Genomic DNA, 26,024 nt, shown 5'->3' on the forward strand with positions numbered 1-26,024 from the left:
ATCAGCCTGCCGCGCGCCCGGCGGCGCGGCCCGAGAAGATACAGCCTCCGAGAAAAGTGCCTTCGAGTGCGTTGTAGCCGTGATAGCCTCCGCCGCCGAAGCCAGCGGCCTCTCCGGCTGCGAAAAGGCCGGGCACGGGGGTGCCGTCCTCGCCGAGGACGCGCGATTGCAGGTCGGTTTGCAGACCGCCCAGCGTCTTTCGGGTGATGATATGCAGCCGGACAGCGATCAGGGGGCCGTTGGCCGGATCGAGGATCGCGTGGGGCTTGGCGGTGCGGATCAGCTTGTCGCCGAGATAACTGCGCGCGCCGTGGATCGCGGTGATCTGCGCATCCTTGGAGAAGGGGTTGGACAGCTGGGCGTCGCGCGCCTCGATCTGGCTGCGGAGCTTGTCGGCCTCGAGCAGGCTGCCTCCGGTCAGCTGGTTCATGCCCTGCACCAGCGCGTCCAGATCGGACCGGACGACGAAATCCTCGCCTTTCTCCTTGAACGCCTCGACCGCCGGGGTCGCGCCTTTGCCGAGGCGGGATTTCAGGACCTCGGCCCATTTCTTGGATGTCAGATCGGGGTTCTGCTCGGAGCCCGAAAGCGCGAATTCCTTCTCGATAATCTTTTGTGTCAGGATGAACCACGAGTGGTCATGGCCCGTTTGGCGCAGATGCCTGAGGGTCGAGAGCGTGTCGAAGCCAGGCAGGCAAGGCGCTGGGAGGCGGTCTCCGCGTGCGTCGATCCAGATCGAGGACGGACCGGGCAGGATGCGGATGCCGTGATTGGGCCAGATCGGATCCCAGTTCTTCACGCCCTCGGTATAGTGCCACATGCGGTCTTCGTTGATCGTGGTGCCTCCGGCACTGCGGGCAATGCCGATCATCTTACCGTCAACATGGTGCGGCACGCCTGCAATCATCTCCTTAGGCGGCTCGCCTAGGCGGTCCCTGGGCCAGTTGGCGCGGACAAGGTCGAGGTTATGCCCGATGCCGCCCGAGGTGACGATAATGCTGCCCGCGGCATATTCGAAGGCGCCCTCCACGTCGCGATTGCTTTGCTGTCCGCGCAGGGCATCGGTGGGGGCAAGGACGTCGCCGGAGACGCCGGAGGCCGCGCCTGCCTTGGTGTCGATTTTTGTGACGCGGTGGCGAAAGGCAAAGGTGACGCGGCCCGCCTCGGCATGGGCGCGGGTGCGCCGCTCGAACGGCTCGAGCACGCCGGGGCCGGTGCCCCAGGTGATGTGAAAGCGCGGGACGGAATTGCCGTGGCCCGAGGCGAAGGCGCCGCCCCGCTCGGCCCAGCCGACGACGGGGAACCAGCGCATGCCCATCTGGTGAAGCCAGCTGCGCATCTCTCCGGCGGCGAAATCGAGATAGGCGCGCGCCCATTCGCGGGGCCAATGATCCTCGGGCCGGTCGAATTGCGCCGATCCCATCCAGTCGGAGAGTGCAAGGTCGTGGCTGTCCTTGATCCGCAAGCGCCGTTGTTCGGGGGTATCGACCATGAAGAGCCCGCCTAGCGACCAGAAGGCCTGCCCGCCGAGAGACGCCTCATGCTCCTGATCGAGGATCAGGACGGATTTGCCGCGGTCACCCAGCTCGGCCGCCGCCGCGAGCCCGGCGAGCCCTCCGCCGACGATGATGGCGTCGAAGCGATCCATGATGCGTCCTCCCCTGCTTGTGGAAGGATCGCAGGTCGGAGGCGGAGAAGGAAGGCGCTGGGGTGCCTATGGGCGGAGCAATGATGGCGTCTTGTTACGCCTCCAGCTCTATCTTTGCCGACAAAGGATCCGGGTTTGCAGCGCATGTCGCAGCAATTTTCGGGTGTCGAATCGGCGATTCGGGGGCTGATTCGCACAGCCGACAGAGAACCATCAATCTTCGGTAATCATATGTTTTTCTGAATTCGACCTTGCGTAGGCAATACGTCTGATGGGTCTGCGTTTCTGACTTATACCTTCGTCTCACACGAGATGGAAAACGGCGAATGCCTAATTATTGGACATAATCTTGTCGTTTTTCGTAGATCTCTGATTCTGGTGTGAGAGAGATATAGTTAGTGGGACTTAATACGATGATGGTTATTAACCTGCCCAAGCGGCAGATCTTTGGCCTTTCCTGGGCGGTAGCGATGGGAATGGGGATCCTTGCCGGCACAGCTGGAACAGCTCAACAGACAGCTCAGGTGGTTTTGAAATCGGAAGACGGGGCCGTCTCCGTTTCGGGCAATCTTCTTAACTATGACGGCGAATTTTATCTGCTCGACAACAAAGAGCTCGGGACTTTGCGGATCCAGGCGAATGCGGTGGTTTGTACCGGCCTCGTCTGTCCGGTGAATAACAATACCGGACCGGAATTCGGGATCTACGGATCGCGAACGGTGGGGACAACGCTGATCCCGAACCTTCTGCGGGGATACGCGAAGTCGGTCGATGCGACATTCGAGATGACGCCGACCGAGGATCCCGCGGAACGGATCGTTCGCCTGACGAATTCCGACGGAAGTTTGCGCGCCGAGATCGATCTGCAGACGCGCGGGTCGGGAAGTGCGTTTCCGGCGCTGGCGGACGGCGTCGCCGCTATCGGCGTGGCCGACCGCCGGATGAAAGACAGCGATGTCGAAAAGATCGCGCCCGCAGGCATTCCCGACCTGCGCGACACGGCGAACGAAACCGTGCTCGGTGTGGACGGGATCGTCATGATCACCCATCCCGACAACCCGGTCCGTAATCTGAGCGCGCTGGACGTCGCGCGGATCTGGTCGGGCGAGGTCACGAACTGGCTTGAGTTCGGGGGCGGCGATTATCCGATCACCGTCAATTCCTTCAGCGAAAGCTCGGGGGACCGCGCGGTCATGATGGATGCGCTCGTGCGGCCCAACGGCCGGGACGAGACCGCTCGGGTCACCCGGTGGAGCGCCTATCAGGATATGGTCGATGCCGTGATCGCGGATCGCGGCGGGATCGGCTTCGTGGGCCGCTGGCTGGCGCGGACGAACGATGTCAATCTGCTCGATATCCGGGAGGAATGCGGGCTTCTGTCGCCGCCGACGGATTTCCGGATGAAGATCGAAGGCTATGCGCTGTCCCGCCGTTTATACGCCTACACGACGCCGGGCCGTGTTCATCCCGAGGCTCAGGCCTTTCTCGACTGGACGCTCACCAAGGAGGCTCAGCAGTACATCAAGGAAAGCAACTTCATCGACCGCGAGCTGGAGCGGATGCGGCTTGAAGATATGGGCATGATGCTGGTTCACACGGCGGCGGTCGAACCAGATTTCGATGGCCAGCAATATTCAGACATGATGCAGCAGCTGCGGGGTGCGGATCGTCTGAGCGTGTCGTTCCGCTTTAACACCGGCTCGAGCATCCTCGACGTCGAATCCGTCCGCAATATCGAAGAGCTGGCAGAGCGGATGGAAGCTGGCGAATTCGACGGCCTCGAGGTGTTGCTGGTCGGTTTCGCCGATTCCATCGGAGACCGGACACGCAACACGGCGCTGGCCCAGGCCAGGGCCGATGCGGTGCGCGAGATCCTGGCGCGGTCCCTGAACCCCGATACACGGCGGCGCCTTGGACTTCTTCCGCTGAGCTACGGCGAGCTGCTTCCGCTTTCGTGCAATGATGGTGATGTGGGCCGCGCCCGCAACCGCCGGGTCGAGGTCTGGCTGCGCCTGCCCAACAGCCGGTCGAACCTGCGCTAGACGGATAAAGCTACGCTAGAAAGAGGGCCCACCGCCACCGGTGGGCTCATTTGTTTTGTGGGAGAGATCTCGGGTTTCCCAGGAAGAGGGAGGCTGACCGCCCGGTCTAATCTACGGCGCCTTGGATGCAGGTTAGTCCGTGTCTCTCACAACAGGTGCCCAGACTTCGCGGCCTTGGTGGCAAGGTAGGCGGTGTTCTCCGGGGTCTGCCCGACGCGGAGGGGGACGCGGTCCGTCACGGTGATGCCGCAGCTTTCCATACGGGCGATCTTGGCGGGGTTGTTGGTCATCAGGCGGATGCGGCCGACACCGAGCTGACCGAGCAGAGCGGCGCCGAGGCGAAAGTCGCGTTCGTCATCCTCGAAGCCAAGGCGGTGGTTCGCCTCCACTGTATCAAAGCCCTGATCCTGCAGGCTGTAGGCGCGCATCTTGTTGGCGAGCCCGATGCCACGACCCTCCTGGTTGAGGTAGAGCAGGATCCCTGCCCCTTCACCGGCCATAGCCGCGAGGGCGCCGCGCAGTTGCGGGCCGCAATCGCATTTAAGCGAGCCGAGGAGGTCGCCGGTAAAGCAGGCCGAATGCAGGCGGGTGAGGATAGCATCATCGCGGGACGGGGATCCGATCTCGATCGCGTAATGCTCCTCTCCCGCCGGATCGCGGTAAATGTGGAGCCGGCCCTCGGGATGGACCGAGAGAGGAATGCGGGCGCTTGCGACCTTCGTCACACGCGGGGCCGTCAGGTCGAGCGCCGCGTCGATGGAAAGGGTGAGCGGGCCGTCCGGAAGTTCGGTCAGCGGGGTGACAAGCGCGGCAGGCAAGAGGCGCGCGGCTTTGGTCAGGGCGATGGCGGCGCGGTGAGCGCGGGCTTCCCCCTCCCTGGCGGTGTGGATCGGCCCTTTCATCGGGTGGGCCAGATCGCCTGACGGGTCGGCCAGTGCGCGGATCCATCCTGTCGTCACATCGGCCGGGAGCGTGACTCGGGCCAGATCGCCATCATAGGCGCGCGCCTTGAGCGTGCGCGCCCGCCAGTCGGTCAGCGCCAGCGTCGTCTCTCCGAGAGCGCGGGCGGCGGACAGACGCTCCGGCGTCAGCGTCTCGGCGGCGAGGATCAGGGCGGGGGTCTCTCCGGTCAGGATGACAGGCAGGCCAAGGCGCAGATCGTGACCGGCGCGGGCGCGATATTCGGCGGGAGAGGGCGCGAAGGACATGAGAACTCCGTCTGGGGTTAACCTGAGATACGTCAGAGTGGCGGGGATTGAAACATATCCCGCTCATCCGACACGTCGGCGTGAGGCCGTTGCAGCATTGCTTGCTAGGGCGCGCGCGCGTCCTCACCTCACGCTAAAGGTCGGTTCAAGGAGATATCGATATGGCACAACTCAAGAAGATCCTGCTGGTCGACGATGACGACGATCTGCGCGAGGCGCTGAGCGAGCAGCTGGTGATGACCGAAGATTTCGACGTGTTCGAAGCTGCCGACGGCGCGGGCGCGATGGATCGCACGAAAGAGCAGCATTACGATCTGCTGATCCTCGATGTGGGTCTGCCCGATACTGATGGCCGCGAGCTGTGCCGTCTTATGCGCAAGCAGGGCGTGAAATGCCCGATCCTGATGCTCACGGGTCACGATAGCGACAGCGACACGATCCTGGGTCTGGATGCGGGCGCCAATGACTACGTGACGAAGCCGTTCAAATTTCCGGTCCTTCTGGCGCGGATCCGCGCGCAGTTGCGCCAACACGAGCAGTCCGAAGACGCCGTCTTCCAGCTCGGGCCCTATACGTTCAAGCCTGCCCAGAAGATGCTGATCACCGAAGACGAGAAGAAGGTGCGTCTGACGGAGAAAGAGACGAACATCCTCAAGTTCCTTTACCGTGCCACCGATGGCGTGGTGGCCCGCGATGTGCTGCTGCACGAGGTCTGGGGCTACAATGCGGGTGTGACGACGCACACGCTGGAGACGCATATCTACCGGCTTCGCCAGAAAATAGAACCAGATCCGTCCAATGCCCGCCTTCTTGTGACCGAATCCGGTGGTTACAGACTGGTGGCGTAGCAAGCAGTAACGAGTGTTCGGAACCTCTCGCGAGGTTCCACGTTCACGACCAAGCCCAGATGTCGGGGATACGGCATCACCTCCCTGTTGGACTTGCCCGGGCCTTTTGGTCCGGGTTTTTTTTGGCATGTCGGAACGGCTGTTTGGGGGGTCGGATCGGCGGTTGGCGGGATAGCGGCATGACCCTGTCGTCGCTGACCCGCATTCTACGAGACTTCGGAGGATGGAACGCGTAGGCTTTGCATATCCTGCAGAGACCGGGCCGATCATCGGTCTGTAGATCCTGTCGCGTGGGGTAACGGGGGCGGCACTCATCACAGATCTCATGCAACTCATCTATCACTCGGAGCCCTTCGGATACGACGAGCCAACGCTGAGCGGCATCCTGCTTGATGCCCGGCGGTGCAACGAACGGGACGGCATCACAGGGGCCCTTGTGTGCCGGCATGACATCTATCTTCAGCTGCTGGAGGGACCCGCAGCGAAGGTAGAGGCAACATACGAACGCATCATCCGCGATGACCGGCATGCGGCCCCCGAAACGCTCGTGAGCCGCCATATCGCAGACCGAATCTTTGCGGATTGGGCGATGCTGCACGATCCTGCGAAGTCGCTGATTTGGTCGAGGGAGGAGGTCTCGGACGGGGCGATTGCGCGAGCCTCTGAGGGTGACCTGCTGACGGTCTTTGAGGACCTTGCGGCACACGTCAAGCATGGCTCGCCCCAATAGAGACTGTCGGTGCCAACCAAGTCGATAGAGGCAGATCCCTCGGTGACTTTTGGCGGGGCGCGATATGGCATGATCTGTCTGCCGGGTAGATCCTTCGTGGATCTTCCCGCCTCGTAACCCGAGCGGGTCGCCCCTATGTGGAAAAGGCGGGCCTGCGCCATCTGAAGGCGCGCCCGCGAATGCTCTTTTGAGGCGATTTGCCTCGTGATAGGCCGGATTCATGCAACTCGCTTTCGCAAAAACGAAATCCTGCGATGTCTGTCCGATCCGCCACCGCGCGGTTTGTGCCAGTTGCAACCCGGACGAGCTGGCGGTGCTCGACAGTATCAAGACCTACCGCACGTTCGAAGCCGGGCAGCCGATCCTGTTTGCAGAGGACCGAATGTCCTTTGTCGGATCGGTTGTCTTTGGCACGGCGACGCTGGAGCAGATGCTGGAGGACGGGCGCAAGCAGACGCTGGGTCTGTTGCTGCCCTCCGATTTCATCGGGCGGCCGGGGCGGGAGCGGGCGCCTTACAACGTCATGGCGATCACGGATGTGACCTTATGCTGCTTTGAGAAGCGCAAGTTCGAGGAATTGATCGCGTCAACGCCCCATATCTCGCAGCGGCTTCTTGAGATGTCGCTGGACGAGCTGGACGCGGCGCGGGACTGGATGCTGCTTCTGGGGCGCAAGACCGCCCGCGAGAAGATTGCGACGTTCCTCGTGATGATCGAAAAGCGAACCTCGGATCCACGGGACGGGCAGGGGATAGTGGCCCGCCGGATCGAGCTACCCCTAACGCGCGAGGCGATGGCCGATTATCTGGGTCTGACGATCGAGACGGTGAGCCGCCAGTTCACCGCGCTCAAGAAAGAGGGCGTCATCGCGCTGGAGGGCAAGCGCGGCGTGGTAATCCCGGATCTGCCGCGGCTGACCGAAATCGCGGGCTTCTAGGCAGCCTTCAGCGCGCCATCAGGACCGGCAGATCGGCGATCTGCAGCATGTCGCGCGTTGCCCCGCCGAGGATCGCCTCGCGCAGGCGCGAATGGCCATAGGCGCCCATCACGATAAGATCGATATCGCGTTCATGCGCGCGCCGCAGAAGCTGCTTGGCCGGTATGTCGCCGCTGCCGGAGATGACATTGATGTCAGGACGTGTGCCGTGCCGCGCCAGGTACTGCGCCAGCCGGCCCCCCGCATCCGAGCGATCGGGGGCGGTGGTCGGCGGATCGATGATGGTGATCTCGGTCGTGTCGGCTCGTTGCAGGACCGGTACGGCGGCCCGCGCGGCGGCCAGCGCCTCTTCCCCGTCGTTCCAGCAGACCATGACGGCGTCAAAGCGCATCTCGGTGATCCCGGGTGGCACGACAAGAACGGGCCGGTTCGCGCCGAAGAGGCAGGATTCGAAGATCGAGATATCGAGCGTATCAGGCGCCTCGTTATAGGGCGCAGGCAGCACGATCAGGTCGTGAAAGCGCAGATCGTCGGCCAGAAACCCGTCGAGCCCGGCGGGCATGACCGTGATTGCCTGCACGTCCCAGGACAGATTCTCTCGCGCGAGCCGCTTGCGTACCTCGGTTTCCAGAGCGACGGCATCCTCTTGCGCCTGTTCGAGGTTTTCCTGAACCACGATGGCCTGCGCGCCTGCGTAGTAGAACCCCGGCTCGACGTAGTTCACGCCGGTGCACAGAACATGAAGATGCGCGTTCCACCGGTTCGCGGCATCGATGGCCGCTTCAAGCGTGCTGTCCCGCAAGTCGCGCCGATGCAGTACGGTCGCAAGCGATGTGTAGCCCATATCCGTCTCCTCGCGATGTGATCTGCGTCAGGCTGACACGGGCGGGCAGACGTCCTCTTTGACATGGCTCAAACCGGGCGGCGCTAAAAAGCTTGATCCAGATCAAGGCACCGGCCCGGGACAGCGGTCAGAGAGGTCGGGACTTTGGATCTGCGCGGCTTGCTCCTGTGCGATCGACCAATCGGGACCGTACCATGATCGACTATATCAAGCTTATCGCGCTCGGCATCATCGTGCTGGTGGCGGCTTTGGCCGCGAACTTTGCCCGGGATCTGGCCTATCAGGTCCATGCTTTGCTGATCCTAGGGCTGTCGTTCGGGATGTTCATCTGGGTCCTGCGCGGCATCGACGAGCCCAAGCCCCAGGTCGATACGAGCGGCTATATGGATGGCGTGATCCGCGCGGGTGTCATCGCGACGGGTCTTTGGGGCGTCGTCGGTTTTCTGGTCGGCGTCGTGATCGCTTTTCAGCTTGCCTTTCCGGCGCTGAATTTCGACTGGGGGCAGCCCTATACGAATTTCGGGCGGCTGCGGCCCCTCCACACCTCGGCGGTGATCTTTGCCTTCGGGGGCAATGCGCTGATCATGTCATCTTTCTATATCGTGCAGCGGACCTGCGGCGCGCGGCTTTGGGGCGGCAACCTCGCCTGGTTCGTCTTCTGGGGCTACAACCTTTTCATCGTGCTGGCCGCGACCGGCTATCTGCTCGGCGCCACGCAATCCAAGGAATACGCAGAGCCCGAATGGTATGTCGATATCTGGCTGACCATCGTCTGGGTGGCCTATCTGGCCGTCTATCTCGGCACGATCTTTGTCCGCAAGGAGCGGCATATCTACGTCGCCAACTGGTTTCTGCTCAGCTTTATCGTGACCGTGGCGATGCTGCATATCGTCAACAATATCAGCATTCCGGTCAGCATCTGGGGCAGCAAGTCCGTGCAGGTCTTCAGCGGCGTGCAGGATGCGATGACTCAGTGGTGGTATGGGCATAACGCGGTCGGCTTTTTCCTGACAGCGGGCTTTCTTGGGATGATGTATTACTTCGTACCCAAGCAGGCCGGGCGGCCGGTCTATTCCTACAAGCTGAGCATCATCCACTTCTGGGCGCTAATCTTTCTTTATATCTGGGCCGGACCGCATCACCTGCATTACACGGCGCTGCCCGACTGGGCCTCGACGCTGGGCATGGTGTTCTCGATCATCCTCTGGATGCCCAGCTGGGGCGGCATGATCAACGGTCTGATGACTTTGCAGGGCGCGTGGGACAAGCTGCGGACCGACCCGATCATCCGGATGATGGTCGTCAGCCTCGCCTTTTACGGGATGTCGACCTTCGAAGGGCCGATGATGTCGATCCGGGCGGTGAACTCGCTGAGCCACTATACCGACTGGACGATCGGGCACGTGCATTCGGGTGCGCTGGGCTGGAACGGTATGATCACCTTCGGCGCGCTTTACTTCCTGACGCCCAAGCTTTGGGGCCGGGCGCGGATGTATTCGATGTCGGCGATCAACTGGCACTTCTGGCTCGCGACAATCGGGATCGTTCTTTACGCGGCCTCGATGTGGGTCAGCGGGATCATGGAAGGCCTGATGTGGCGCGAGGTCGATGCGCAGGGTTTCCTCGTTAACAGCTTCGCCGACACTGTCAGCGCCAAGTTCCCGATGTATGTCGTGCGGGCGCTGGGCGGCGTGCTCTACCTCGCGGGCGGCGTGATCATGGTCTGGAATATGTGGATGACGATCCGGGGCGGCGCACGCGCCCATGCGCCGGTCGGCGTTCCCGCAGAATAAAGAAGGCGCAGGCATATGGCCGACAATCCGAAGATCACCCCGCCCGAGCAGGACCCCAAGGTCAGCACCCTGTCGGACCTGCCCGGTGACGTGCCCAACGAGATGCAGCATCACTCCAGCTTTCTGGCGCGGCACCATATCATCGAACGCTCGCCGACGCTGCTTCTGGTCCTGTCATTTCTTGTCGTGACCATCGGCGGGATCGTGGAGATCGCCCCGCTTTTCTACCTCGAGAACACGATCGAAGAGGTCGAGGGCATGCGCCCCTATTCGCCGCTCGAGCTGGCGGGGCGCAACATCTATATCCGCGAGGGCTGCTATGTCTGTCACAGCCAGATGATCCGCCCGATGCGCGACGAGGTGGAGCGCTACGGGCATTACTCGCTGGCCGCCGAAAGCATGTATGACCATCCGTTCCAGTGGGGCTCCAAGCGGACGGGCCCGGATGTGGCGCGGGTCGGCGGGCGGTATTCGGATGCCTGGCATGTCGATCACCTGATGGATCCGCAATCGGTCGTGCCAGAATCGATCATGCCGAAATACGCGTTTCTCGCCAGTGCCGAGATCGACGGCGAACATGTTGAGGATCTGCTCAGGACGCACCGGTTCGTGGGCGTGCCCTATACCGACGAGATGATCGAGGCGGCGCGCGCCGATTTCCTCGCGCAGGCCGATCTGGACGGGGATTGGGACGGCGTGGAAGAGCGCTATCCCGGCGCCGTCTTCGGTAATTTCGACGGCCAGCCCGAGTTGACCGAGATGGATGCGCTGATCGCCTATCTGCAGATGCTCGGCACCCTTGTCGATTTCTCGACCTTTACCCCCGATCCAAGCCGCTGACGGAGGCCCATGATGGACACCTATTCCTTTCTGCGCGAACTGGCCGACAGCTGGGTCCTGCTATTCCTGACGCTCTTCTTTCTAGGCACGATTGCATGGGCCTTCCGCCCCAAGAGCCGCGCGATGCATGACGATATCGCCCGGATCCCGTTTCGAAACGACACATTGCCGTGCCAGAACAACTGCCCGGACTGCGTCTGCAAGACGGCCTTTCAGGCCCGGCTGGAGGAGCGCGCGTGACTCGGCGCGACACCGATATCGACCAGGAAACCGGGATCGAGACGACCGGGCATGAATGGGACGGCATCAGGGAGCTGAACAACCCGCTTCCGCGCTGGTGGCTCTGGTGCTTTTACCTGACGATCATCTGGGGCGTGGGCTATACGATCGCCTATCCCGCCTGGCCTTTGATCTCGCGCGCGACTGGGGGCCTTTTGGGCTATTCCACGCGGGCCGAGGTGGTCGAGCAAATCGATGCGTTTGAGACGCAGAACGCGTCGCTGACGACGGCGCTGACCGAGGTCGATCTGGCGGTTCTGGACGAGAACCCGGAGCTGCAGCGCTTTGCCATTTCGGGCGGCGCGTCGGTCTTTCGCAGCCATTGCTCGCAATGCCATGGCTCGGGCGCGGCGGGCGGGATCGGTTATCCCAACCTGCTGGACGATGACTGGCTCTGGGGCGGCACGCGCGATCAGATCGCCTATACGGTGCGGCACGGTATCCGCAACGAGGTCGATCCCGACGCGCATTGGTCGCAAATGCCCGCCTATGGCGAGATTTTCGAAACCGGGGAGATCGACGATGTGGTCCAGCATGTGCTGGCCCTGTCCGGTCAGGACCATGATGCGGCCATGGCCGAGAGAGGGTCGGTCCTTTTCGCCGATCAGTGCAGCGCCTGTCACAACGAGGACGGGCGCGGCAACCGCGATTTCGGCGCGCCCAATCTGACTGATGCGATCTGGCTTTATGGCGGGGATCTGCGGTCGCTGACCTATACGGTGACCAATTCGCGCTTTGGCGTCATGCCGCCCTGGTCCACCCGCCTGACCGAGGCCGAGGTGAAGGCGGTGGCCGCCTATGTCCATCAGCTTGGCGGCGGCGAGTAACTCCCGCGCCCGGCCCCGAGATACCTGTGCTTCGGAGGAGGAGCACAGGTCGCCCCGACCCCAGGATTTGTTCGCACCAGACCGGGGTCGGGGCATTTTTACCCCCCCTTGATCTGAATCAAGGGCGGCGGGGTACGGCGCCGGTAAGGCAGGCGGGCGAACAAATCCGGATAACGTCATGAGCAGCTCCGACCCTCCCCCCCTCTATGCGCCGCAAGAGCCGATTTTCCCGCGCCGGGTATCGGGGTTCTACCGCTCGCTGAAGTGGTGGATCATGGGCGTGACGCTGGGGATCTACTACCTGACGCCCTGGATCCGCTGGGACCGTGGGCCGTCGCTTCCCGATCAGGCGGTTCTGGTCGATCTGGCGAACCGGCGGTTCTACTTCTTTTGGATTGAGATCTGGCCGCATGAATTCTATTTCGTGGCCGGTCTGCTCATCATGGCGGGGCTGGGGCTCTTTCTTTTCACCTCGGCGCTGGGCCGGGTCTGGTGCGGCTATACTTGCCCGCAGACCGTCTGGACCGATCTTTTTATCCTTGTGGAACGCTGGATCGAAGGCGACCGCAACGCGCGCGTGCGCCTGTGGGAGGCTGACTGGACCGCGCGCAAATGGCGGCTGCGGCTGACCAAGTGGACGGTCTGGCTGCTGATCGCAGTGGCGACCGGCGGGGCCTGGGTCTTTTACTTCACCGATGCGCCGACGCTGCTGCGCGATCTGCTGACATTTCAGGCCCATCCGGTTGCCTATACGACGATCGCGATCATGACCGGCACGACGTTCCTCTTTGGCGGGTTCATGCGCGAACAGGTCTGCATTTACATGTGCCCCTGGCCGCGCATTCAGGGCGCGATGATGGACGATCACACGCTCACCGTCGGCTATCGCGACTGGCGCGGAGAGCCGCGCGGCAAGAAGCACGAGAACACCGCCGGCGACTGTATCGATTGCATGGCTTGCGTGAATGTCTGCCCGATGGGGATCGACATCCGCGACGGGCAGCAGCTGGAATGCATCACCTGCGCACTCTGCATCGATGCCTGCGACGACGTAATGGAAAAGATCGGCAAGCCGCGCGGTCTGATCGACTACCTTGCACTGTCGGACGAGCCGCTGGAGCGTGCGGGCCAGCCGCCGCGTCCCGCATGGCATCACATCTTCCGGTTCCGGACGGTGCTTTACACCGCGCTTTGGTCACTGATCGGGGTGGGGCTTGTCTTTGCGCTGTTCGTGCGCGCCGATATCGAGCTGACAGTCGAGCCGGTGCGCAACCCGACCTTTATCACTCTGTCGGATGGGTCGGTGCGCAATGTCTACAACGTGCGGCTGCGCAACAAGCTGGGCGAGCCGCGGGAGTTCAGGATGTCGCTGGCCTCGGACGATATTCTGCGGATCGACGTGGAGGGGGCAGACACCAATGTCGTGGCGGTCGATCCGGACAGCACGACGCTGACGCGGGTCTATGTGACCGCGCGGCCGCAGGATCCGGCCAGCACCGAGGATCGGACGGATCTCAGACTTTGGGTCGAGGATGTCGGCAGCGCCGAGCGCGCCTATCGCGACACGGTTTTCAACGGAAGGGCAGGATGATGGACGAGGTAACGGACAAGCCGCTGTCGGGCCGGAAGGTCCTTTTGATCGTGTGCAGTGCCTTCGCGGTGATCATCACGGTCAACCTGACGCTGGCCTTTCAGGCGGTCGCGACCTTTCCGGGGCTGGAGACGCGCAACTCTTATGTCGTCAGTCAGTCGTTTCAGGAGGATCGCGCCGCGCAGCTTGCGCTGGGCTGGGATGTCGCGGCGGTGGCTGACGGGGGTGTCGTTCGCCTGAGCCTGCGCAAGGATGGTCAGCCGGTGCAGGCCGAGATCCAGTCGGCGGTGCTGGGGCGGGCGACGAATGTGGCGCAGGATCAGGACCTTGTCTTTGCCTATGACGGGCGGGATTATGTGGCGCCTGCCGCGCTGGAAAAGGGGAACTGGAATCTGCGGTTGGTGGCCGAAGCCCCGGACGGCACGCTTTTTCGCCAGCGTGTCATCGTGACGGCCGCCAGATGAGCGCCGTTTCCGCCTGTCCGGCCTGCACTGCCGCCCCTTTGGCCGAAAGGGCGGCGAGCGGCGCGATGATCGAAGGTGGAACGATCCTGTCGCTGCCGACGATCCATTGCGCGGCCTGTATCGGAGCGGTCGAGCGGGCGCTGATGGCAGTGCCGGGCGTCGAGGGCGCGCGCGTGAACCTTAGCCGCAAGCGCGTGACGATCGCCGCGCCCCGCGTGCCAGTCGAGGATTTGATCGCGGCGGTCGAGGGCGCGGGCTTTGAGACGACAGAGCTGGACCAGACGCTTGTCGCGGCATCCGATACTGACGAGGTCGGACGCGCGATCCTGCTGCGGCTGGCCGTGGCGGGTTTTGCGATGATGAACGTGATGCTCTTTTCGGTTGCCGTCTGGTCGGGTGCGACCGAGGCGACGCGCAACCTGTTCCATTGGATTTCAGCCGGGATCGCGGTGCCGACGCTGATGTTTTCGGCGCAGATCTTTTTCACCTCCGCCTGGTCGGCGATCCGGGTCTGGCGGCTCAATATGGATGTGCCGATCTCGCTGGCGATCATCCTGGCTGCGGCCCTGTCGGTGTTCGAGACGGCGATCGGCGGGCACGAGGTTTACTTTGATGCGGCCCTGTCGCTGACGTTTTTTCTGCTGACGGGCCGGTATCTGGATCACCGGACGCGGCAGGCCGCGCGATCGGCGGCGCAGGAGCTGAGCGCTTTGGAGACGCCGCGCGCCACGCGGATCCTGGACGGCGCGCGCGAAAGCGTGCGGGTGCAGGAGCTGGTGCCGGGCGATATGATCGCCTTGTCTGCAGGGATGCGCGCGCCGGTCGACGGAATCGTCGCGAGCGGCAGGTCGACCATGGACCGGTCGCTTCTCACCGGGGAAAGCCGGGCCGTCTCGGTGGTTTTGGGGGATGTTGTGGCCGCCGGAGAGGTGAACCTGTCCGGCGCGCTGACGCTCGAGGTGACGGCGGTGGGCGAGGACACGACGCTGCGCCGCATGGCCGCCCTCGTCGAGGCAGCAGAAGGCGCGCGCAACAGTTATACCGCGCTGGCAGACCGGGCCGCGCAGATCTATGCGCCTGCGGTGCATCTGCTGGCCCTGGCGACGTTCATCGGCTGGATCCTTGTGGGATCGGACATCGCACCGGCGCTGAATATCGCGATTTCAGTGCTTATCATCACCTGTCCCTGCGCCCTTGGGCTGGCGGTTCCGGCGGTAATGACGGCGGCGACCGGGCGGCTGTTCCGGCGGGGGTTTCTGGTTAAGAACGGAACCGCTTTGGAGCGCCTGGCCGAGGTCGATACGGTGATCTTCGACAAGACCGGCACGCTGACCGAGGGCCATGCTAGCCTGTCGGTCGCGGAGATGACGCCCGAGGCGCTGTCCGTGCTGGCCGCGTTGGCGCGGGCGTCCGATCATCCGGTGGCGCGGATGATGGTTGCGGCTTTGCCGCCGGCGATCGCGCCTGTCGATCTGGGCGATGTGACAGAGCATCCTGGCCTCGGGGTCGAGGCGACATGGCGCGGGCAAACCGTCCGGCTGGGCCGCGGATCCTGGGTCGGGGCTGCGCGCTCTCCGGCCTTGGCGATTGGGGAGGGACCTGCGATCCCGCTGGCGATCGCTGAGACGCTGCGCGAGGGCGCGGCAGAGACGGTGCGAGAGCTTCAGGCGCTTAGATATGGCGTGCGTTTGATCTCGGGCGACGAGCCCGAAGCCGTCGAGGCGGTGGCGACGCGTTTGGGCCTGACCGATTGGCAGGCGCAGGCGCGACCCGATGAAAAGGTTCGCGTGATCGAGGCGCTGGAAGAGGCGGGGCACCGCGTTTTGATGGTCGGCGATGGGCTCAATGATACGGCGGCGCTGGCGCGGGCATATGCGTCGATCTCTCCGGCCTCGGCGCTGGATGCGTCGCGCACGGCGTCGGATATCGTCCTGTTGAGCCGCAGCCTGTCGGAGCTGGTCGATGCCGTCCGGACCGCCAAGGCCGCGCGGCGGCGGGTGATCGAGAATTTCGGGATCGCGGCAGGCTATAACTGCATTGCCATCCCCATCGCGGTGCTCGGCTTCGCTTCCCCGCTCGGCGCGGCGATCGCGATGTCGACCTCGTCGATTACCGTCCTGCTTAATGCGCTTAGAGTGAGGTAGACCGATGAATGTTCTGCTGATCCTCGTTCCCGTCTCGCTGGTTCTGGCCTCGCTGGGGCTGCTGGCCTTTCTCTGGTCGCTCAAGCACCGGCAATACGAGGATCTGGAAGGCGATGCAGCCCGGATCCTGCTGGAGGAGGACGACACCCCCCGGTCCTGAGGTTGCAGCGGCCGGGCCAAGCGGGCATCAGAGGGGTCACGGTTGCCCGGAGACTGCCCATGCCCTTCACGCTCGCCACCTGGAACATCAACTCGGTCCGGCTGCGCGAGCCGCTGGTGATCGATCTGCTGAAAGCCGAGGCGCCCGATGTGCTGTGCCTGCAGGAATGCAAATCGCCCGTCGACAAGATCCCGCGCGAGGGGTTCGCGGCTTTGGGCTACGAGCATCTCGTGGCGCGGGGTCAGAAGGGCTATAACGGTGTGGCGATCCTGTCCAAGCTGCCCTTGGAAGAGGTGGGCGCGGAGGATTTCGCGGGCCTCGGCCATGCGCGGCACGTGGCGGCGCGGCTGCCGAACGGGGTGGTGATTCACAATCATTACGTCCCGGCGGGCGGCGACATCCCGGACCGCGAGAAGAACGAGAAGTTCGGGCAGAAGCTGGATTATCTGACGGATATGACGAAGGCGTTCGAAGCGGACCGGCCCAAGGATGCGATCCTTGTCGGTGATCTGAACATCGCGCCGCGCGAAGATGACGTCTGGAGCCATAAGCAGCTGCTCAAGATCGTCAGCCATACTCCCATCGAGGTGGAGCATCTGACGGCGGCGCAAGAAGCGGGCGACTGGGTGGACGTCACGCGCAAGGACATCCCAGAGGGGCCGCTTTATTCGTGGTGGTCCTACCGCTCGCCCGATTGGGACAAGGCTGACAAGGGCCGCAGGCTGGATCATGTCTGGGCGACGCCCGATGTCGCGCGGGCGGCCTCGGGCAGCCGTATCCTGCGCGATGTGCGCGGCTGGGAGAAGCCGAGCGATCACGCCCCGGTCTTTGCGCATTTCGATCTGTGAGCCATGCCCTTTGACATTGGGGCCGCTCTTTCACATATGACCTTCTGACCCTCCAAAAGGAGCGAGATGATGCTGGAATTCGGCCAAGACACGACACAACCCGCAGGCGACCTGATCAAGGACGCGACGGAAGAGACCTTCATGCAGGACGTGATCGAGGCATCCCAGACGGTGCCGGTGATCGTGGACTTCTGGGCGCCCTGGTGCGGCCCGTGCAAGCAGCTGACGCCCGCGATCGAGGCTGCGGTGACCAAGGCGAAGGGCCGGGTCAAGCTGGTGAAGATGGATGTCGACCAGAATCAGGCGATTGCCGCGCAGCTCAGGATCCAGTCGATCCCGACGGTCTACGCCTTCTGGCAGGGGCAGCCGGTCGACGGATTTCAGGGCGCGCTGCCCGCCTCCGAGATCGATGCTTTTATCGAGAAAGTCGCCGCGATGGGCGGCGAAGGCGAGGATGGCGGTCTGGCCGATGCGCTGTCCGCCGCCGAAGAGATGCTGACCGAAGGCGCGGCGAGCGATGCGGCGCAGACCTTTGCGGCGATCATTCAGGAGGACGGCGAGAATGCCGCCGCCTATGGCGGGCTGGCGCGGTCCTATCTGGCGCTGGGCGATGCCGATCAGGCCGAAGCGATCCTAAACGGCGCGCCCGCTGCCATCTCCGATGCGCCCGAGATTGAGGCTGTGCGCGCCCAGCTCGAACTGGCGCGACAGGCGGAAAATGCAGGCCCCGTGGCCGATCTGCGCGCCAAGGTCGAGACCGATCCGGCGGATCTTCAGGCGCGGTTCGATCTGGCGACCGCGCTCCATGCATCGGGCGATGCCGAAGGCGCGGTGAGTGAGCTGCTGGAGCTCTTCCGGCAGGATCGGGAGTGGAACGATGGCGCGGCCAAGGCGCAGCTCTTCACGATTTTCGATGCGCTTCCGCCGCAGGATCCGGTCGTGCTCAACGGTCGGCGGAAACTCTCGTCGCTTATATTTGCCTGACCTGCCCGCCGGGCTACTTTGCCGGTATGATGCAAGCTGCCGACCTGCCGGACACAATACCGGTCTTTCCGCTGCCGGGAGCTCTTTTGCTGCCGCGAACCCGGTTGCCGCTGCATATCTTCGAGCCGCGCTATCTTGCGATGCTCGACGACACGCTCAAGACGCAGACCCGCCTGATCGGCATGATCCAGCCCTTCGAGGCGCCGGGATCGAAGGAAAGCAAGCTGCATCACATCGGCTGCGCCGGACGGCTGACCGCGTTTTCCGAAACCGAGGACGGGCGTTATATGGTCACGCTTAGCGGGATGTCCCGTTTTCGCGTGGTCGAGGAGATCTCCGGCTTTACGCCCTATCGCCGCTGCGAGGTGAAATGGGACGGGTTCGACCGTGACCTTGGGCCCGTCGAGGCGGACAAGACCTTTGACCGCAAGGCGTTTCTGGATCTTCTGGGCCGGTACTTCGACGATCAGCAGCTCTCGACCGACTGGGACAGCCTCAAGGAGGCGGAGGACGAGTTGCTTATCAACTCGCTGTCGATGCTTTGCCCGTTCGAGCCTGAGGACAAGCAGGCGCTTCTCGAGGCCCCGTCGCTGTCGACCCGCCGCGAGACACTCGTTACGCTGATCGAGTTTGCCCTGCGCGGTGGATCGGCCGAAGAGATCATGCAGTGAATGACGCGACACCCATGCAGGAGCCGCAATTCGATCGGCGGATGCTGGAATTTCTCGTCTGCCCGCAGACGCATGGGATCCTGACCTATGATGCCGAGGCGCAAGAGCTGATCTCGAAAGCTGCGCATCTGGCCTATCCGATCCGCGAAGGCCTGCCGGTCATGCTGATCGACGAGGCGCGCCAGATCGACTGACGCCTAGGGCAGCTTGCCTTTGAGAAGGTTCGGCAGATCGCCCGTCAGCCCCGCCGCCTCCTGCACAAAGCTGCGACGCAGGCGCGGCAGCGCGTCGATGGCCCCCATCCCGAAATCCCGGGCGGCGCGCAGGATCGGATTGTCGTTCGAAAAGAGCCGGTTGAACGTATCGGTCGCCAGCGCCAGAGACGCCACGTCGAACCGGCGCCATTGCTGGTAGCGGGTCAGCACCGGCCTGGTTCCGATATCCTCTCCCCGTCTGCGGGCCTCTGCCAGAACCTCGATCAGGGCGGCGATATCCTTGAGCCCTGCATTCAGGCCCTGACCTGCGATGGGATGAACCCCATGCGCGGCATCGCCGACCAGAGCCACGCGATCTGCGATCATCTGGTGCGTCAGGCTTAGCCCCAGCGGGTAGGCATGGCGCCCGCCGATCAGACGGATCGAGCCAAGGAACTCTCCGAAGCGCGGCGCGAGTGCCTTGAGAAACGCCGCATCGTCTGCAGTTGCAAGCGGCGCGGCGACGGCATCGTCCTCGCTCCATACGATGGAGGCGCGGTTTCCGGTCAGCGGCAGGATCGCGAGCGGCCCGCCCGGCATGAAGAACTGGTGCGCGATGCCGTCATGCGGTTTTTCATGCTCGACCGCGCAGACAAGGGCGGTTTGCCCGTAGCCCCATTCCATCCGCCGGATCCCGGCGCGCCGCGCCGTGCCGGAGCTGCGCCCGTCGGCCCCGATCAGCAGGCGGGCGGTCAGCGTCTCTCCGGTGGAGGTGTCGACCTCGACCCCGGTCGGCGTGACACGCTGGGCGGTGACGGTCTGCCCGTAGCGGGTTTCGACCAGATCGCTCTCGTCCAGCGCGGCGCGGGCGTGATGGCGCAGGTGACGATCCTCGACCATGAAGCCCATCGGCTCCTCGCCCAACTCGGACGCTTCGAAATGCATCATCCAGGGCGCCGGACCCTGACCGGGGCGCCCGTCGGTGACCTTGATCTCGGTCATCGGCTGCGCCTCAGCGGCCAGCGCGGGCCACAGGCCAATCGCCGACATCAGCCGTTGCGAGGCCAGCGCGATCGCATAGGCGCGCCCGTCGAAGTCGGGGACCCGGCTGCCCGGATCGGGGGCGGCATCGATCAGCGTGACGCTCAGCCCGATACGGGAGGCGGCAAGGGCGAGCGCGGTGCCATTCAGGCCGCCGCCGGTGAGGAGCAGATCGGTCATGGGGCTGCATATGCCGCTGTCCGGACGATTGTCCATGCGCCGCGAGGCCGCTACCGTCGCCGCGAGGCGAAGGAGAGACCGATGGCAGAGTGGCAGGGCAGGAGCGCGGCGGATCTGGGACGTCTGATCGGGACGGGCGATCTGGATCCGGTGGCGCTGACCGAAGAGATGCTCGGCGTCGCCTGCGAGCACCCATTCGGGGAGCGGATCTACGCGCGGATGACACCAGAGCGGGCTTTGGCCGAAGCGGGCGCGGCCCGGGACCGGGCGCAGGCGGGGCGGCGGCTTGGCCCGCTCGACGGGGTGCCGGTTTCGTGGAAGGATCTGTTCGACACCGCTGGGGTGGTGACCGAAGCTGGATCGAAGGTACTCGAGGGGCGGGTGCCGGAGAGAGACGCCGAGGTCGTGCGTCGGGGAACCGCTGCGGGCCTCGTCTGCCTTGGCAAGACCCATATGACGGAACTGGCCTTTTCGGGTCTCGGGCTGAACCCGATGACCGCCTCGCCGCCGAATGTGAACGACGCGGAGGCCGTCTCGGGCGGCTCGTCCTCGGGGGCTGCGACATCGGTGGCGTTCGGGCTGGCGGCGGCGGCGGTCGGCTCTGATACCGGCGGATCGGTGCGGGTGCCTGCGGTCTGGAACGATCTGGTGGGGCTCAAGACGACGGCGGGACTGCTGCCCAATGATGGTGTGGTTCCGCTCTGCCGGTCCTTTGACACGGTCGGGCCGCTCACACGGACGGTCGAGGATGCGGCGCTGATGTTCGCCGCTTTGGGCGGACAGGGCGTGGATCTGCGCGGCGCATCGCTGGCCGGGCGGCGCTTCGCAGTGATCGCGACTGTCGGGATGGAGGATCTGGAGGAGGCCCCGAAGGCTGGGTTCGACCGGGCGCTTGAGGCGTTACGAGACGCAGGCGCAGTGATCGAGACCGTCGAGATGCCATCCCTCACCGATGCTTTCGATCTGGCCGGGCCGCTATACACCGCCGAGGCCTATGCCGAGTGGCAGCAAGCGGTCGAGCACCAGTCCGAAAAGATGTACGCGCAGATCGTCGAGCGGATCATGGGCGGAAAGGGCGTCACGGCGGCGGCGTATCTGCAGGCCTGGGCGCGCATCCGCGAGATCCGGGCGGACTGGGCGGAGCGGATGGCCGGCTTCGATGCGGTACTGTGCCCCACCTGTCCGATCGCGCCCCCGAATGCGGAGCGGCTGGCCACTGATGACGCCTATTTCAAGCGCGCGAACCTGATGACGCTCAGAAACACGCGGATCGGTAACCTCATGGGGCTCTGCGGGCTGACGATCCCGGCGGGCGTGCCGTCGGCGGGGATCCTGCTGAACGGGCCCCCTGGGTCGGAAGCGCGGCTGTTGCGGCTTGGGATGGCGGCGGAGGCGGCTTCGGGGGAGGGCTGAGCTATGCCCTCCGGATCGGGACAAGCCGAAGGCGCCGATCCATCGCCAGCCCGCCCAAGCGGGCTGGTGATTTGGCTGATCTTGGCGCGACAGGTAGGCGGCGCGATATCCTCGAGCCATAAAGCGCCTGGGAAAAAGCGAAGCATCGCCATCCCGCGGACTGGCGATAGATCGGCTGGAACGCCATAAATATCACAAAACACTCGCCTTTGTTCTTTTTTCGCCGCGCGGCGGCTGGACAGAAGCGGTCTCGGCTCGCTATTTTGATCCTCAAGCGGGACGAAAGCGATCCTGCATATTGAGGCAGTCATGATGTACCCCGAGCGGTTTTCGAACCTACCGGACTATGCGTTTCCGCGCCTGCGGACATTGCTGAACGGCATCCAGCCGGGCGGCGATCCCGTTGTCATGACCATCGGAGAGCCGACGCATCCCTTTCCGCAATGGGTTGGGGAGGAGTTGTCGGCAAACCTTGCGGGCTTTAACCGTTATCCGCCCAACCCCGGATCTGACGAGCTGCTCAGCGCAATCACAGGCTGGATCTCGCGGCGTTACGGCGTGCCCGAACCTGCGGCGATGGCTCTGAACGGCACGCGTGAGGGGCTCTACAATGCGGCGATGGCGCTTTGCCCCGAGGACAAGAACGGGCGGCCTGTCGTCCTGACGCCGAACCCGTTCTATCAGGTCTACATGGTTGCAGCCCTGTCCGTCGCGGCCGAGCCGGTCTTTGTCGATGCAACGGCCGAGACGGGGTTCCTGCCGGATTACACCGCTTTGCCCGACGATATCCTGAACCGGACGGCGATCGCCTATATCTGCTCGCCCGCGAACCCCCAGGGCGTGGTGGCGAGCCGCGACTACTGGCGTGATCTGCTCGCGCTGGCGGAGCGGTACGATTTCCGCATCTTTGCCGATGAGTGCTATTCCGAGATCTACCGCGATGACGCACCCGTCGGCATTCTGACCGTCGCGCATGAAATGGGCGCTGATCCCGAGCGGGTGGTGCTTTTCAATTCGCTCTCCAAGCGCTCGAACCTGCCGGGGCTGCGCTCCGGCTTTGTTGCAAGCGGACCCGGGGCCATCGCCCAGATGCAGCAGCTTCGTAACTATGCTGGAGCCCCACTGCCGCTGCCGCTCCAAGCCGTCGCCGCCCGCGCTTGGAGCGACGAAGCGCATGTGGAGGCGAACCGGGCGCTTTATCATGCGAAATACGCGCTGGCCGATGAGATCCTGGGCGATGTGCCCGGCTATATGAGCCCTGTCGCTGGGTTTTTCCTCTGGCTGCCCGCCGAGGATGGCGAGGCGGCGACCGTGCGGCTCTGGCGCGAGACCGGCGTGAAAGTGCTGCCCGGCAGCTATCTGGCGCAGGACGGGGCCGCCGGGAACCCGGGACACGGATATATCAGGGTCGCGCTGGTCGCGGCCCAAGACGACACGCGGCGCGGGCTGACGGCCCTGCGCGACAGCCTTTACGCATAGGGATACCCGATGGCTTCTTACCAGACACGCACGCGCGATCCTCTTCTCGACAGCACCATGCAGGCGGCGATCGAGAAACGCGGGGCCGAACTGGTCGGTCTGGCGCTGATCGCGCTGGGCGTGATGGCGGCGATGATGATCGGATCCTACACGCCGGACGATCCAAGCTGGCTGTCAGCGACGGATGCGCCGGTGGAGAACTGGCTGGGACGGCTGGGCGCCTCGATCGCGGCGCCGCTTTTCATGATCGTGGGCTGGGGATCTTGGGGGATCGCGGTCGTGTGCCTCGTCTGGGGTCTGCGGCTGGTTCTGCATCGCGGCAAGGAGCGGGCGGTCGGTCGGCTGATCTTCGCGCCGATCGCGATCGCGCTGGTCTCGGTTTATGCCTCGACGCTCGCGCCGGGGGCGGGCTGGACCCATTCCTTCGGACTGGGCGGGCTCTTTGGCGATACGGTGCTAGGGATCCTCTTGACGATGTTCCCGTTCACCGCGGCCTTTGGGGTCAAGGTGATGTCGCTGATCGCGGCTTTGGCCATCCTCGCACTCGGAGCCTTCGTTCTGGGTTTCACCCACGCCGAGCTGCGCCAGATCGGGCGGTTCCTGCTGGTGGGAACGGTCGTCCTTTACGACGGCGCGCTGCGCCTTGTCGGCCGCGGAGCCGGCGGCGCGATGCAGGCGGCGGCTGCTTTGAAAGAGCGTCGCACACTAGCCGAGCCCGTCGTACGGGCGGAGCCGCAGGCCGCGCCTCTGGTCGCCGATCCACGCCCGGCGCCAACGAGCGGTCTGGGCTCGATCCTGCCGCGTCTGCGCGGGCAGCCCATGCCGGAGCCTGAACTGGTGGAGCGCGAAACCTTCGACGGACCCGAGCCGGGCGCGCCGGATGATGATCGGATTAAGGCCAAGATCAGCGATGTGATCAAATCTCGTGTGAAGGCGCCTCTGGTGGCGCAACGCGGCTCTCTGACCGAGGGGCGCGGTCCGAAGCCGTTGATCTTTCGCGAAGAACCTCCCGTAACGGAAGAGGCAGCCGCCGAGCCGATGCTCGATGTGGCCGAGCCTGTCCTGAGCGCGCCCTCGATCCCGGTGGAGGAACCCAAGCGCGTTGTGCAGACACCGCCCGCCCGCGTGGTGCAGCCCTCCAAGGCCGCCCGGGCCGAGGCGCAGCCCGCGCTGAAATTCGAGGACAAGGAGGCGAGCTACGAGCATCCGCCTCTGTCGCTCCTGACCGATCCGGCGGGCGTCGAACGTCACCATCTGAGCGAGGATGCGCTGGAGCAGAACGCGCGGATGCTGGAAAGCGTGCTCGACGATTATGGCGTGAAGGGCGAGATCGTGTCGGTCCGCCCCGGGCCGGTCGTGACGATGTACGAGCTGGAGCCCGCGCCGGGTCTGAAGGCAAGCCGGGTGATCGGTCTGTCGGACGATATCGCGCGGTCCATGTCGGCGCTGTCTGCCCGCGTTTCGACCGTGCCGGGGCGCAGCGTGATCGGGATCGAACTGCCGAACGAGAAGCGCGAGAAGGTCGTCCTGCGCGAGATCCTGTCGGCTCGAGATTTTGGCGATACGAATGCGCGCCTGCCGCTGGCGCTGGGCAAGGATATCGGCGGCGAGCCGGTGGTGGCGAACCTTGCCAAGATGCCCCACCTTCTGATCGCGGGAACGACCGGATCGGGTAAATCCGTGGCGATCAACACGATGATCCTGTCGCTGCTTTACCGGCTGTCGCCGGACGAGTGCCGCCTGATTATGATCGATCCGAAAATGCTGGAACTGAGCGTTTATGACGGCATCCCGCATCTGCTCTCGCCTGTGGTCACGGACCCCAAGAAGGCGGTCGTCGCCCTTAAATGGGTCGTGGGCGAGATGGAGGAGCGCTATCGCAAAATGTCCAAGATGGGCGTGCGGAACATCGAAGGCTACAATGGGCGGGTGAAGGACGCGTTGGGCAAGGGCGAGATGTTCTCTCGCACCGTGCAGACCGGTTTTGACGACGAGACGGGCGAACCTGTTTGGGAAACCGAAGAGATCCAGCCAGAGACGCTGCCCTATATCGTCGTCATCGTCGACGAGATGGCCGACCTGATGATGGTCGCGGGCAAGGAGATCGAGGCCTGTATTCAGCGCCTCGCGCAGATGGCACGGGCCTCGGGCATTCACCTCATCATGGCGACGCAGCGCCCTTCGGTCGATGTCATCACGGGCACGATCAAGGCGAACTTCCCGACCCGGATCTCTTTCCAGGTCACAGGCAAGATCGATTCGCGAACCATTCTGGGCGAGCAGGGGGCCGAGCAGCTTCTGGGCATGGGCGACATGCTTTGGATGTCGGGCGGCGGCAAGATCCGGCGCGTGCACGGGCCGTTCTGTTCGGACGAGGAGGTCGAGGAGATTGTGACCTACCTCAAAGGCTTCGGTCCGCCCGAATATATGTCAGGTGTCGTTGACGGGCCGGACGATGACAGCAGCAGCGATATCGATCTGGTACTGGGTCTGGGCGGCAATACCGACGGGGAGGATGCGCTTTACGATCAGGCGGTGGCGATTGTTGCCAAGGATCGGAAATGTTCGACCTCTTATATCCAGCGGAAACTGGCGATCGGCTATAACAAGGCCGCACGGCTGGTGGAGCAGATGGAGGAGAACGGTCTTGTGACGCCTGCCAATCATGTGGGCAAACGCGAGATCCTCGTACCCGAACAGTGACTTGAGCCGCCGGGTGGCACTCGCGCGCCTCTACGAAGCCCGCATCGCCCACCCGCCGACCCAAGACGAAGACGTTATTGGAACGCGAGCGCCGGTTATCGCTTATCATTGGGCGGGCCGGCAAAGAGTGCCTATGTTGACCCGAACCGAAACAAT

The 26,024-nt window shown here is 64.0% G+C and carries 23 protein-coding genes; 19 read left to right on the plus strand and 4 right to left on the minus strand.

Annotated features, from left to right (window positions below):
* Nucleotide 1: 1 nt before the first annotated feature.
* Complete coding sequence (locus AAD018_RS02095) at nucleotides 2-1,648, minus strand: FAD-binding dehydrogenase (RefSeq protein ID WP_367313787.1); 1,647 nt, start codon at nucleotides 1,646-1,648, stop codon at nucleotides 2-4.
* Between the two features lie 413 nt (nucleotides 1,649-2,061).
* Between AAD018_RS02095 and AAD018_RS02100 the strand changes: the two genes are divergently transcribed.
* A complete protein-coding gene (locus AAD018_RS02100) occupies nucleotides 2,062-3,690 on the plus strand; it encodes a substrate-binding domain-containing protein (RefSeq protein ID WP_367313786.1) in 1,629 nt (542 codons plus the stop codon).
* A 146-nt stretch (nucleotides 3,691-3,836) separates the two neighbouring features.
* Here AAD018_RS02100 and ribA read toward each other — a convergent pair whose 3' ends face one another.
* A complete protein-coding gene (ribA, locus tag AAD018_RS02105; protein ID WP_367313785.1) occupies nucleotides 3,837-4,898 on the minus strand; it encodes a GTP cyclohydrolase II in 1,062 nt (353 codons plus the stop codon).
* A 161-nt stretch (nucleotides 4,899-5,059) separates the two neighbouring features.
* Between ribA and AAD018_RS02110 the strand changes: the two genes are divergently transcribed.
* The 3 genes from AAD018_RS02110 to fnrL all read left to right on the plus strand — a co-directional run bounded on the left by AAD018_RS02110 (nucleotide 5,060) and on the right by fnrL (nucleotide 7,413).
* Nucleotides 5,060-5,746: a response regulator transcription factor gene (locus AAD018_RS02110; protein ID WP_367313784.1), complete on the plus strand. Its 687-nt coding sequence runs from the start codon at nucleotides 5,060-5,062 to the stop codon at nucleotides 5,744-5,746.
* Between the two features lie 325 nt (nucleotides 5,747-6,071).
* Nucleotides 6,072-6,476 carry a BLUF domain-containing protein gene (locus AAD018_RS02115; protein ID WP_367313783.1) on the plus strand — a complete coding sequence of 135 codons (405 nt, stop codon included), beginning with the start codon at nucleotides 6,072-6,074 and terminating at the stop codon, nucleotides 6,474-6,476.
* A 220-nt stretch (nucleotides 6,477-6,696) separates the two neighbouring features.
* A complete protein-coding gene (gene fnrL / locus AAD018_RS02120) occupies nucleotides 6,697-7,413 on the plus strand; it encodes a transcriptional regulator FnrL (RefSeq protein WP_367313782.1) in 717 nt (238 codons plus the stop codon).
* Nucleotides 7,414-7,420: 7 nt separating this feature from the next.
* Here fnrL and AAD018_RS02125 read toward each other — a convergent pair whose 3' ends face one another.
* Nucleotides 7,421-8,257 (minus strand): universal stress protein, encoded by an 837-nt coding sequence (locus tag AAD018_RS02125; RefSeq protein ID WP_367313781.1) that lies wholly within the window; start codon nucleotides 8,255-8,257, stop codon nucleotides 7,421-7,423.
* Between the two features lie 194 nt (nucleotides 8,258-8,451).
* On the opposite strand from AAD018_RS02125, the gene ccoN reads away from it, so the two are divergent.
* The 12 genes from ccoN to AAD018_RS02185 all read left to right on the plus strand — a co-directional run bounded on the left by ccoN (nucleotide 8,452) and on the right by AAD018_RS02185 (nucleotide 19,052).
* A complete protein-coding gene (ccoN, locus tag AAD018_RS02130) occupies nucleotides 8,452-10,050 on the plus strand; it encodes a cytochrome-c oxidase, cbb3-type subunit I (RefSeq protein WP_367313780.1) in 1,599 nt (532 codons plus the stop codon).
* Nucleotides 10,051-10,065: 15 nt separating this feature from the next.
* On the plus strand, nucleotides 10,066-10,890 hold the full coding sequence (ccoO, locus tag AAD018_RS02135) for a cytochrome-c oxidase, cbb3-type subunit II (RefSeq protein WP_412005166.1): 825 nt from the start codon (nucleotides 10,066-10,068) through the stop codon (nucleotides 10,888-10,890).
* 12 nt (nucleotides 10,891-10,902) lie between these two features.
* Entirely contained in the window at nucleotides 10,903-11,130 is a 228-nt protein-coding gene (locus AAD018_RS02140) for a cbb3-type cytochrome c oxidase subunit 3 (RefSeq protein ID WP_367314219.1), read from the plus strand.
* On the plus strand, nucleotides 11,127-11,996 hold the full coding sequence (gene ccoP, locus AAD018_RS02145) for a cytochrome-c oxidase, cbb3-type subunit III (RefSeq protein WP_367313779.1): 870 nt from the start codon (nucleotides 11,127-11,129) through the stop codon (nucleotides 11,994-11,996). The genes AAD018_RS02140 and ccoP overlap by 4 nt, the downstream gene beginning before the upstream one ends.
* A gap of 178 nt (nucleotides 11,997-12,174) precedes the next feature.
* Nucleotides 12,175-13,587: a cytochrome c oxidase accessory protein CcoG gene (ccoG, locus tag AAD018_RS02150; protein ID WP_367313778.1), complete on the plus strand. Its 1,413-nt coding sequence runs from the start codon at nucleotides 12,175-12,177 to the stop codon at nucleotides 13,585-13,587.
* A complete protein-coding gene (locus tag AAD018_RS02155) occupies nucleotides 13,584-14,051 on the plus strand; it encodes a FixH family protein (RefSeq protein ID WP_367313777.1) in 468 nt (155 codons plus the stop codon). The genes ccoG and AAD018_RS02155 overlap by 4 nt, the downstream gene beginning before the upstream one ends.
* Complete coding sequence (locus AAD018_RS02160) at nucleotides 14,048-16,195, plus strand: heavy metal translocating P-type ATPase (RefSeq protein WP_367313775.1); 2,148 nt, start codon at nucleotides 14,048-14,050, stop codon at nucleotides 16,193-16,195. The genes AAD018_RS02155 and AAD018_RS02160 overlap by 4 nt, the downstream gene beginning before the upstream one ends.
* Before the next feature lie 4 nt (nucleotides 16,196-16,199).
* Nucleotides 16,200-16,355: a cbb3-type cytochrome oxidase assembly protein CcoS gene (ccoS, locus tag AAD018_RS02165; protein WP_367313774.1), complete on the plus strand. Its 156-nt coding sequence runs from the start codon at nucleotides 16,200-16,202 to the stop codon at nucleotides 16,353-16,355.
* Between the two features lie 59 nt (nucleotides 16,356-16,414).
* The gene (locus tag AAD018_RS02170) at nucleotides 16,415-17,203 is read left to right on the plus strand and encodes an exodeoxyribonuclease III (RefSeq protein WP_367313773.1); all 789 of its coding nucleotides are present in this window, start codon (nucleotides 16,415-16,417) and stop codon (nucleotides 17,201-17,203) included.
* Nucleotides 17,204-17,272: 69 nt separating this feature from the next.
* Nucleotides 17,273-18,187, plus strand: a complete 915-nt coding sequence (gene trxA, locus AAD018_RS02175) for a thioredoxin (RefSeq protein ID WP_367313772.1) — start codon at nucleotides 17,273-17,275, stop codon at nucleotides 18,185-18,187.
* 26 nt (nucleotides 18,188-18,213) lie between these two features.
* The gene (locus AAD018_RS02180; RefSeq protein WP_367313771.1) at nucleotides 18,214-18,858 is read left to right on the plus strand and encodes an LON peptidase substrate-binding domain-containing protein; all 645 of its coding nucleotides are present in this window, start codon (nucleotides 18,214-18,216) and stop codon (nucleotides 18,856-18,858) included.
* 14 nt (nucleotides 18,859-18,872) lie between these two features.
* Nucleotides 18,873-19,052: a Trm112 family protein gene (locus AAD018_RS02185; RefSeq protein ID WP_367314218.1), complete on the plus strand. Its 180-nt coding sequence runs from the start codon at nucleotides 18,873-18,875 to the stop codon at nucleotides 19,050-19,052.
* A gap of 3 nt (nucleotides 19,053-19,055) precedes the next feature.
* Here the strand turns inward: AAD018_RS02185 and AAD018_RS02190 are convergent, their stop codons facing one another.
* Nucleotides 19,056-20,309 (minus strand): UbiH/UbiF/VisC/COQ6 family ubiquinone biosynthesis hydroxylase, encoded by a 1,254-nt coding sequence (locus AAD018_RS02190; protein ID WP_367313770.1) that lies wholly within the window; start codon nucleotides 20,307-20,309, stop codon nucleotides 19,056-19,058.
* Nucleotides 20,310-20,354: 45 nt separating this feature from the next.
* On the opposite strand from AAD018_RS02190, the gene AAD018_RS02195 reads away from it, so the two are divergent.
* The 3 genes from AAD018_RS02195 (at nucleotide 20,355) to AAD018_RS02205 (ending at nucleotide 25,868) form a co-directional block, all read left to right on the plus strand.
* Complete coding sequence (locus AAD018_RS02195) at nucleotides 20,355-21,686, plus strand: amidase (RefSeq protein WP_367313769.1); 1,332 nt, start codon at nucleotides 20,355-20,357, stop codon at nucleotides 21,684-21,686.
* Nucleotides 21,687-21,995: 309 nt separating this feature from the next.
* A complete protein-coding gene (locus AAD018_RS02200; protein ID WP_367313768.1) occupies nucleotides 21,996-23,165 on the plus strand; it encodes an aminotransferase class I/II-fold pyridoxal phosphate-dependent enzyme in 1,170 nt (389 codons plus the stop codon).
* A 9-nt stretch (nucleotides 23,166-23,174) separates the two neighbouring features.
* Complete coding sequence (locus AAD018_RS02205; RefSeq protein WP_367313766.1) at nucleotides 23,175-25,868, plus strand: DNA translocase FtsK; 2,694 nt, start codon at nucleotides 23,175-23,177, stop codon at nucleotides 25,866-25,868.
* Nucleotides 25,869-26,024: the final 156 nt, after the last annotated feature.

Origin of the sequence: Aestuariibius insulae, assembly GCF_040783535.2 — a bacterium.
Lineage (GTDB): Bacteria > Pseudomonadota > Alphaproteobacteria > Rhodobacterales > Rhodobacteraceae > Aestuariibius > Aestuariibius insulae.

Coding starts and splice junctions, on each gene's coding strand:
- AAD018_RS02095 (WP_367313787.1), bottom strand. CDS start 1,648: ATGGATCGCTTCGACGCCATCATCGTCGGCGGAGGGCTCGCCGGGCTC.
- AAD018_RS02100 (WP_367313786.1), top strand. CDS start 2,062: ATGATGGTTATTAACCTGCCCAAGCGGCAGATCTTTGGCCTTTCCTGG.
- ribA (WP_367313785.1), bottom strand. CDS start 4,898: ATGTCCTTCGCGCCCTCTCCCGCCGAATATCGCGCCCGCGCCGGTCAC.
- AAD018_RS02110 (WP_367313784.1), top strand. CDS start 5,060: ATGGCACAACTCAAGAAGATCCTGCTGGTCGACGATGACGACGATCTG.
- AAD018_RS02115 (WP_367313783.1), top strand. CDS start 6,072: ATGCAACTCATCTATCACTCGGAGCCCTTCGGATACGACGAGCCAACG.
- fnrL (WP_367313782.1), top strand. CDS start 6,697: ATGCAACTCGCTTTCGCAAAAACGAAATCCTGCGATGTCTGTCCGATC.
- AAD018_RS02125 (WP_367313781.1), bottom strand. CDS start 8,257: ATGGGCTACACATCGCTTGCGACCGTACTGCATCGGCGCGACTTGCGG.
- ccoN (WP_367313780.1), top strand. CDS start 8,452: ATGATCGACTATATCAAGCTTATCGCGCTCGGCATCATCGTGCTGGTG.
- ccoO (WP_412005166.1), top strand. CDS start 10,066: ATGGCCGACAATCCGAAGATCACCCCGCCCGAGCAGGACCCCAAGGTC.
- AAD018_RS02140 (WP_367314219.1), top strand. CDS start 10,903: ATGGACACCTATTCCTTTCTGCGCGAACTGGCCGACAGCTGGGTCCTG.
- ccoG (WP_367313778.1), top strand. CDS start 12,175: ATGAGCAGCTCCGACCCTCCCCCCCTCTATGCGCCGCAAGAGCCGATT.
- AAD018_RS02155 (WP_367313777.1), top strand. CDS start 13,584: ATGATGGACGAGGTAACGGACAAGCCGCTGTCGGGCCGGAAGGTCCTT.
- AAD018_RS02160 (WP_367313775.1), top strand. CDS start 14,048: ATGAGCGCCGTTTCCGCCTGTCCGGCCTGCACTGCCGCCCCTTTGGCC.
- ccoS (WP_367313774.1), top strand. CDS start 16,200: ATGAATGTTCTGCTGATCCTCGTTCCCGTCTCGCTGGTTCTGGCCTCG.
- AAD018_RS02170 (WP_367313773.1), top strand. CDS start 16,415: ATGCCCTTCACGCTCGCCACCTGGAACATCAACTCGGTCCGGCTGCGC.
- trxA (WP_367313772.1), top strand. CDS start 17,273: ATGCTGGAATTCGGCCAAGACACGACACAACCCGCAGGCGACCTGATC.
- AAD018_RS02180 (WP_367313771.1), top strand. CDS start 18,214: ATGATGCAAGCTGCCGACCTGCCGGACACAATACCGGTCTTTCCGCTG.
- AAD018_RS02185 (WP_367314218.1), top strand. CDS start 18,873: ATGCAGGAGCCGCAATTCGATCGGCGGATGCTGGAATTTCTCGTCTGC.
- AAD018_RS02190 (WP_367313770.1), bottom strand. CDS start 20,309: ATGGACAATCGTCCGGACAGCGGCATATGCAGCCCCATGACCGATCTG.
- AAD018_RS02195 (WP_367313769.1), top strand. CDS start 20,355: ATGGCAGAGTGGCAGGGCAGGAGCGCGGCGGATCTGGGACGTCTGATC.
- AAD018_RS02200 (WP_367313768.1), top strand. CDS start 21,996: ATGATGTACCCCGAGCGGTTTTCGAACCTACCGGACTATGCGTTTCCG.
- AAD018_RS02205 (WP_367313766.1), top strand. CDS start 23,175: ATGGCTTCTTACCAGACACGCACGCGCGATCCTCTTCTCGACAGCACC.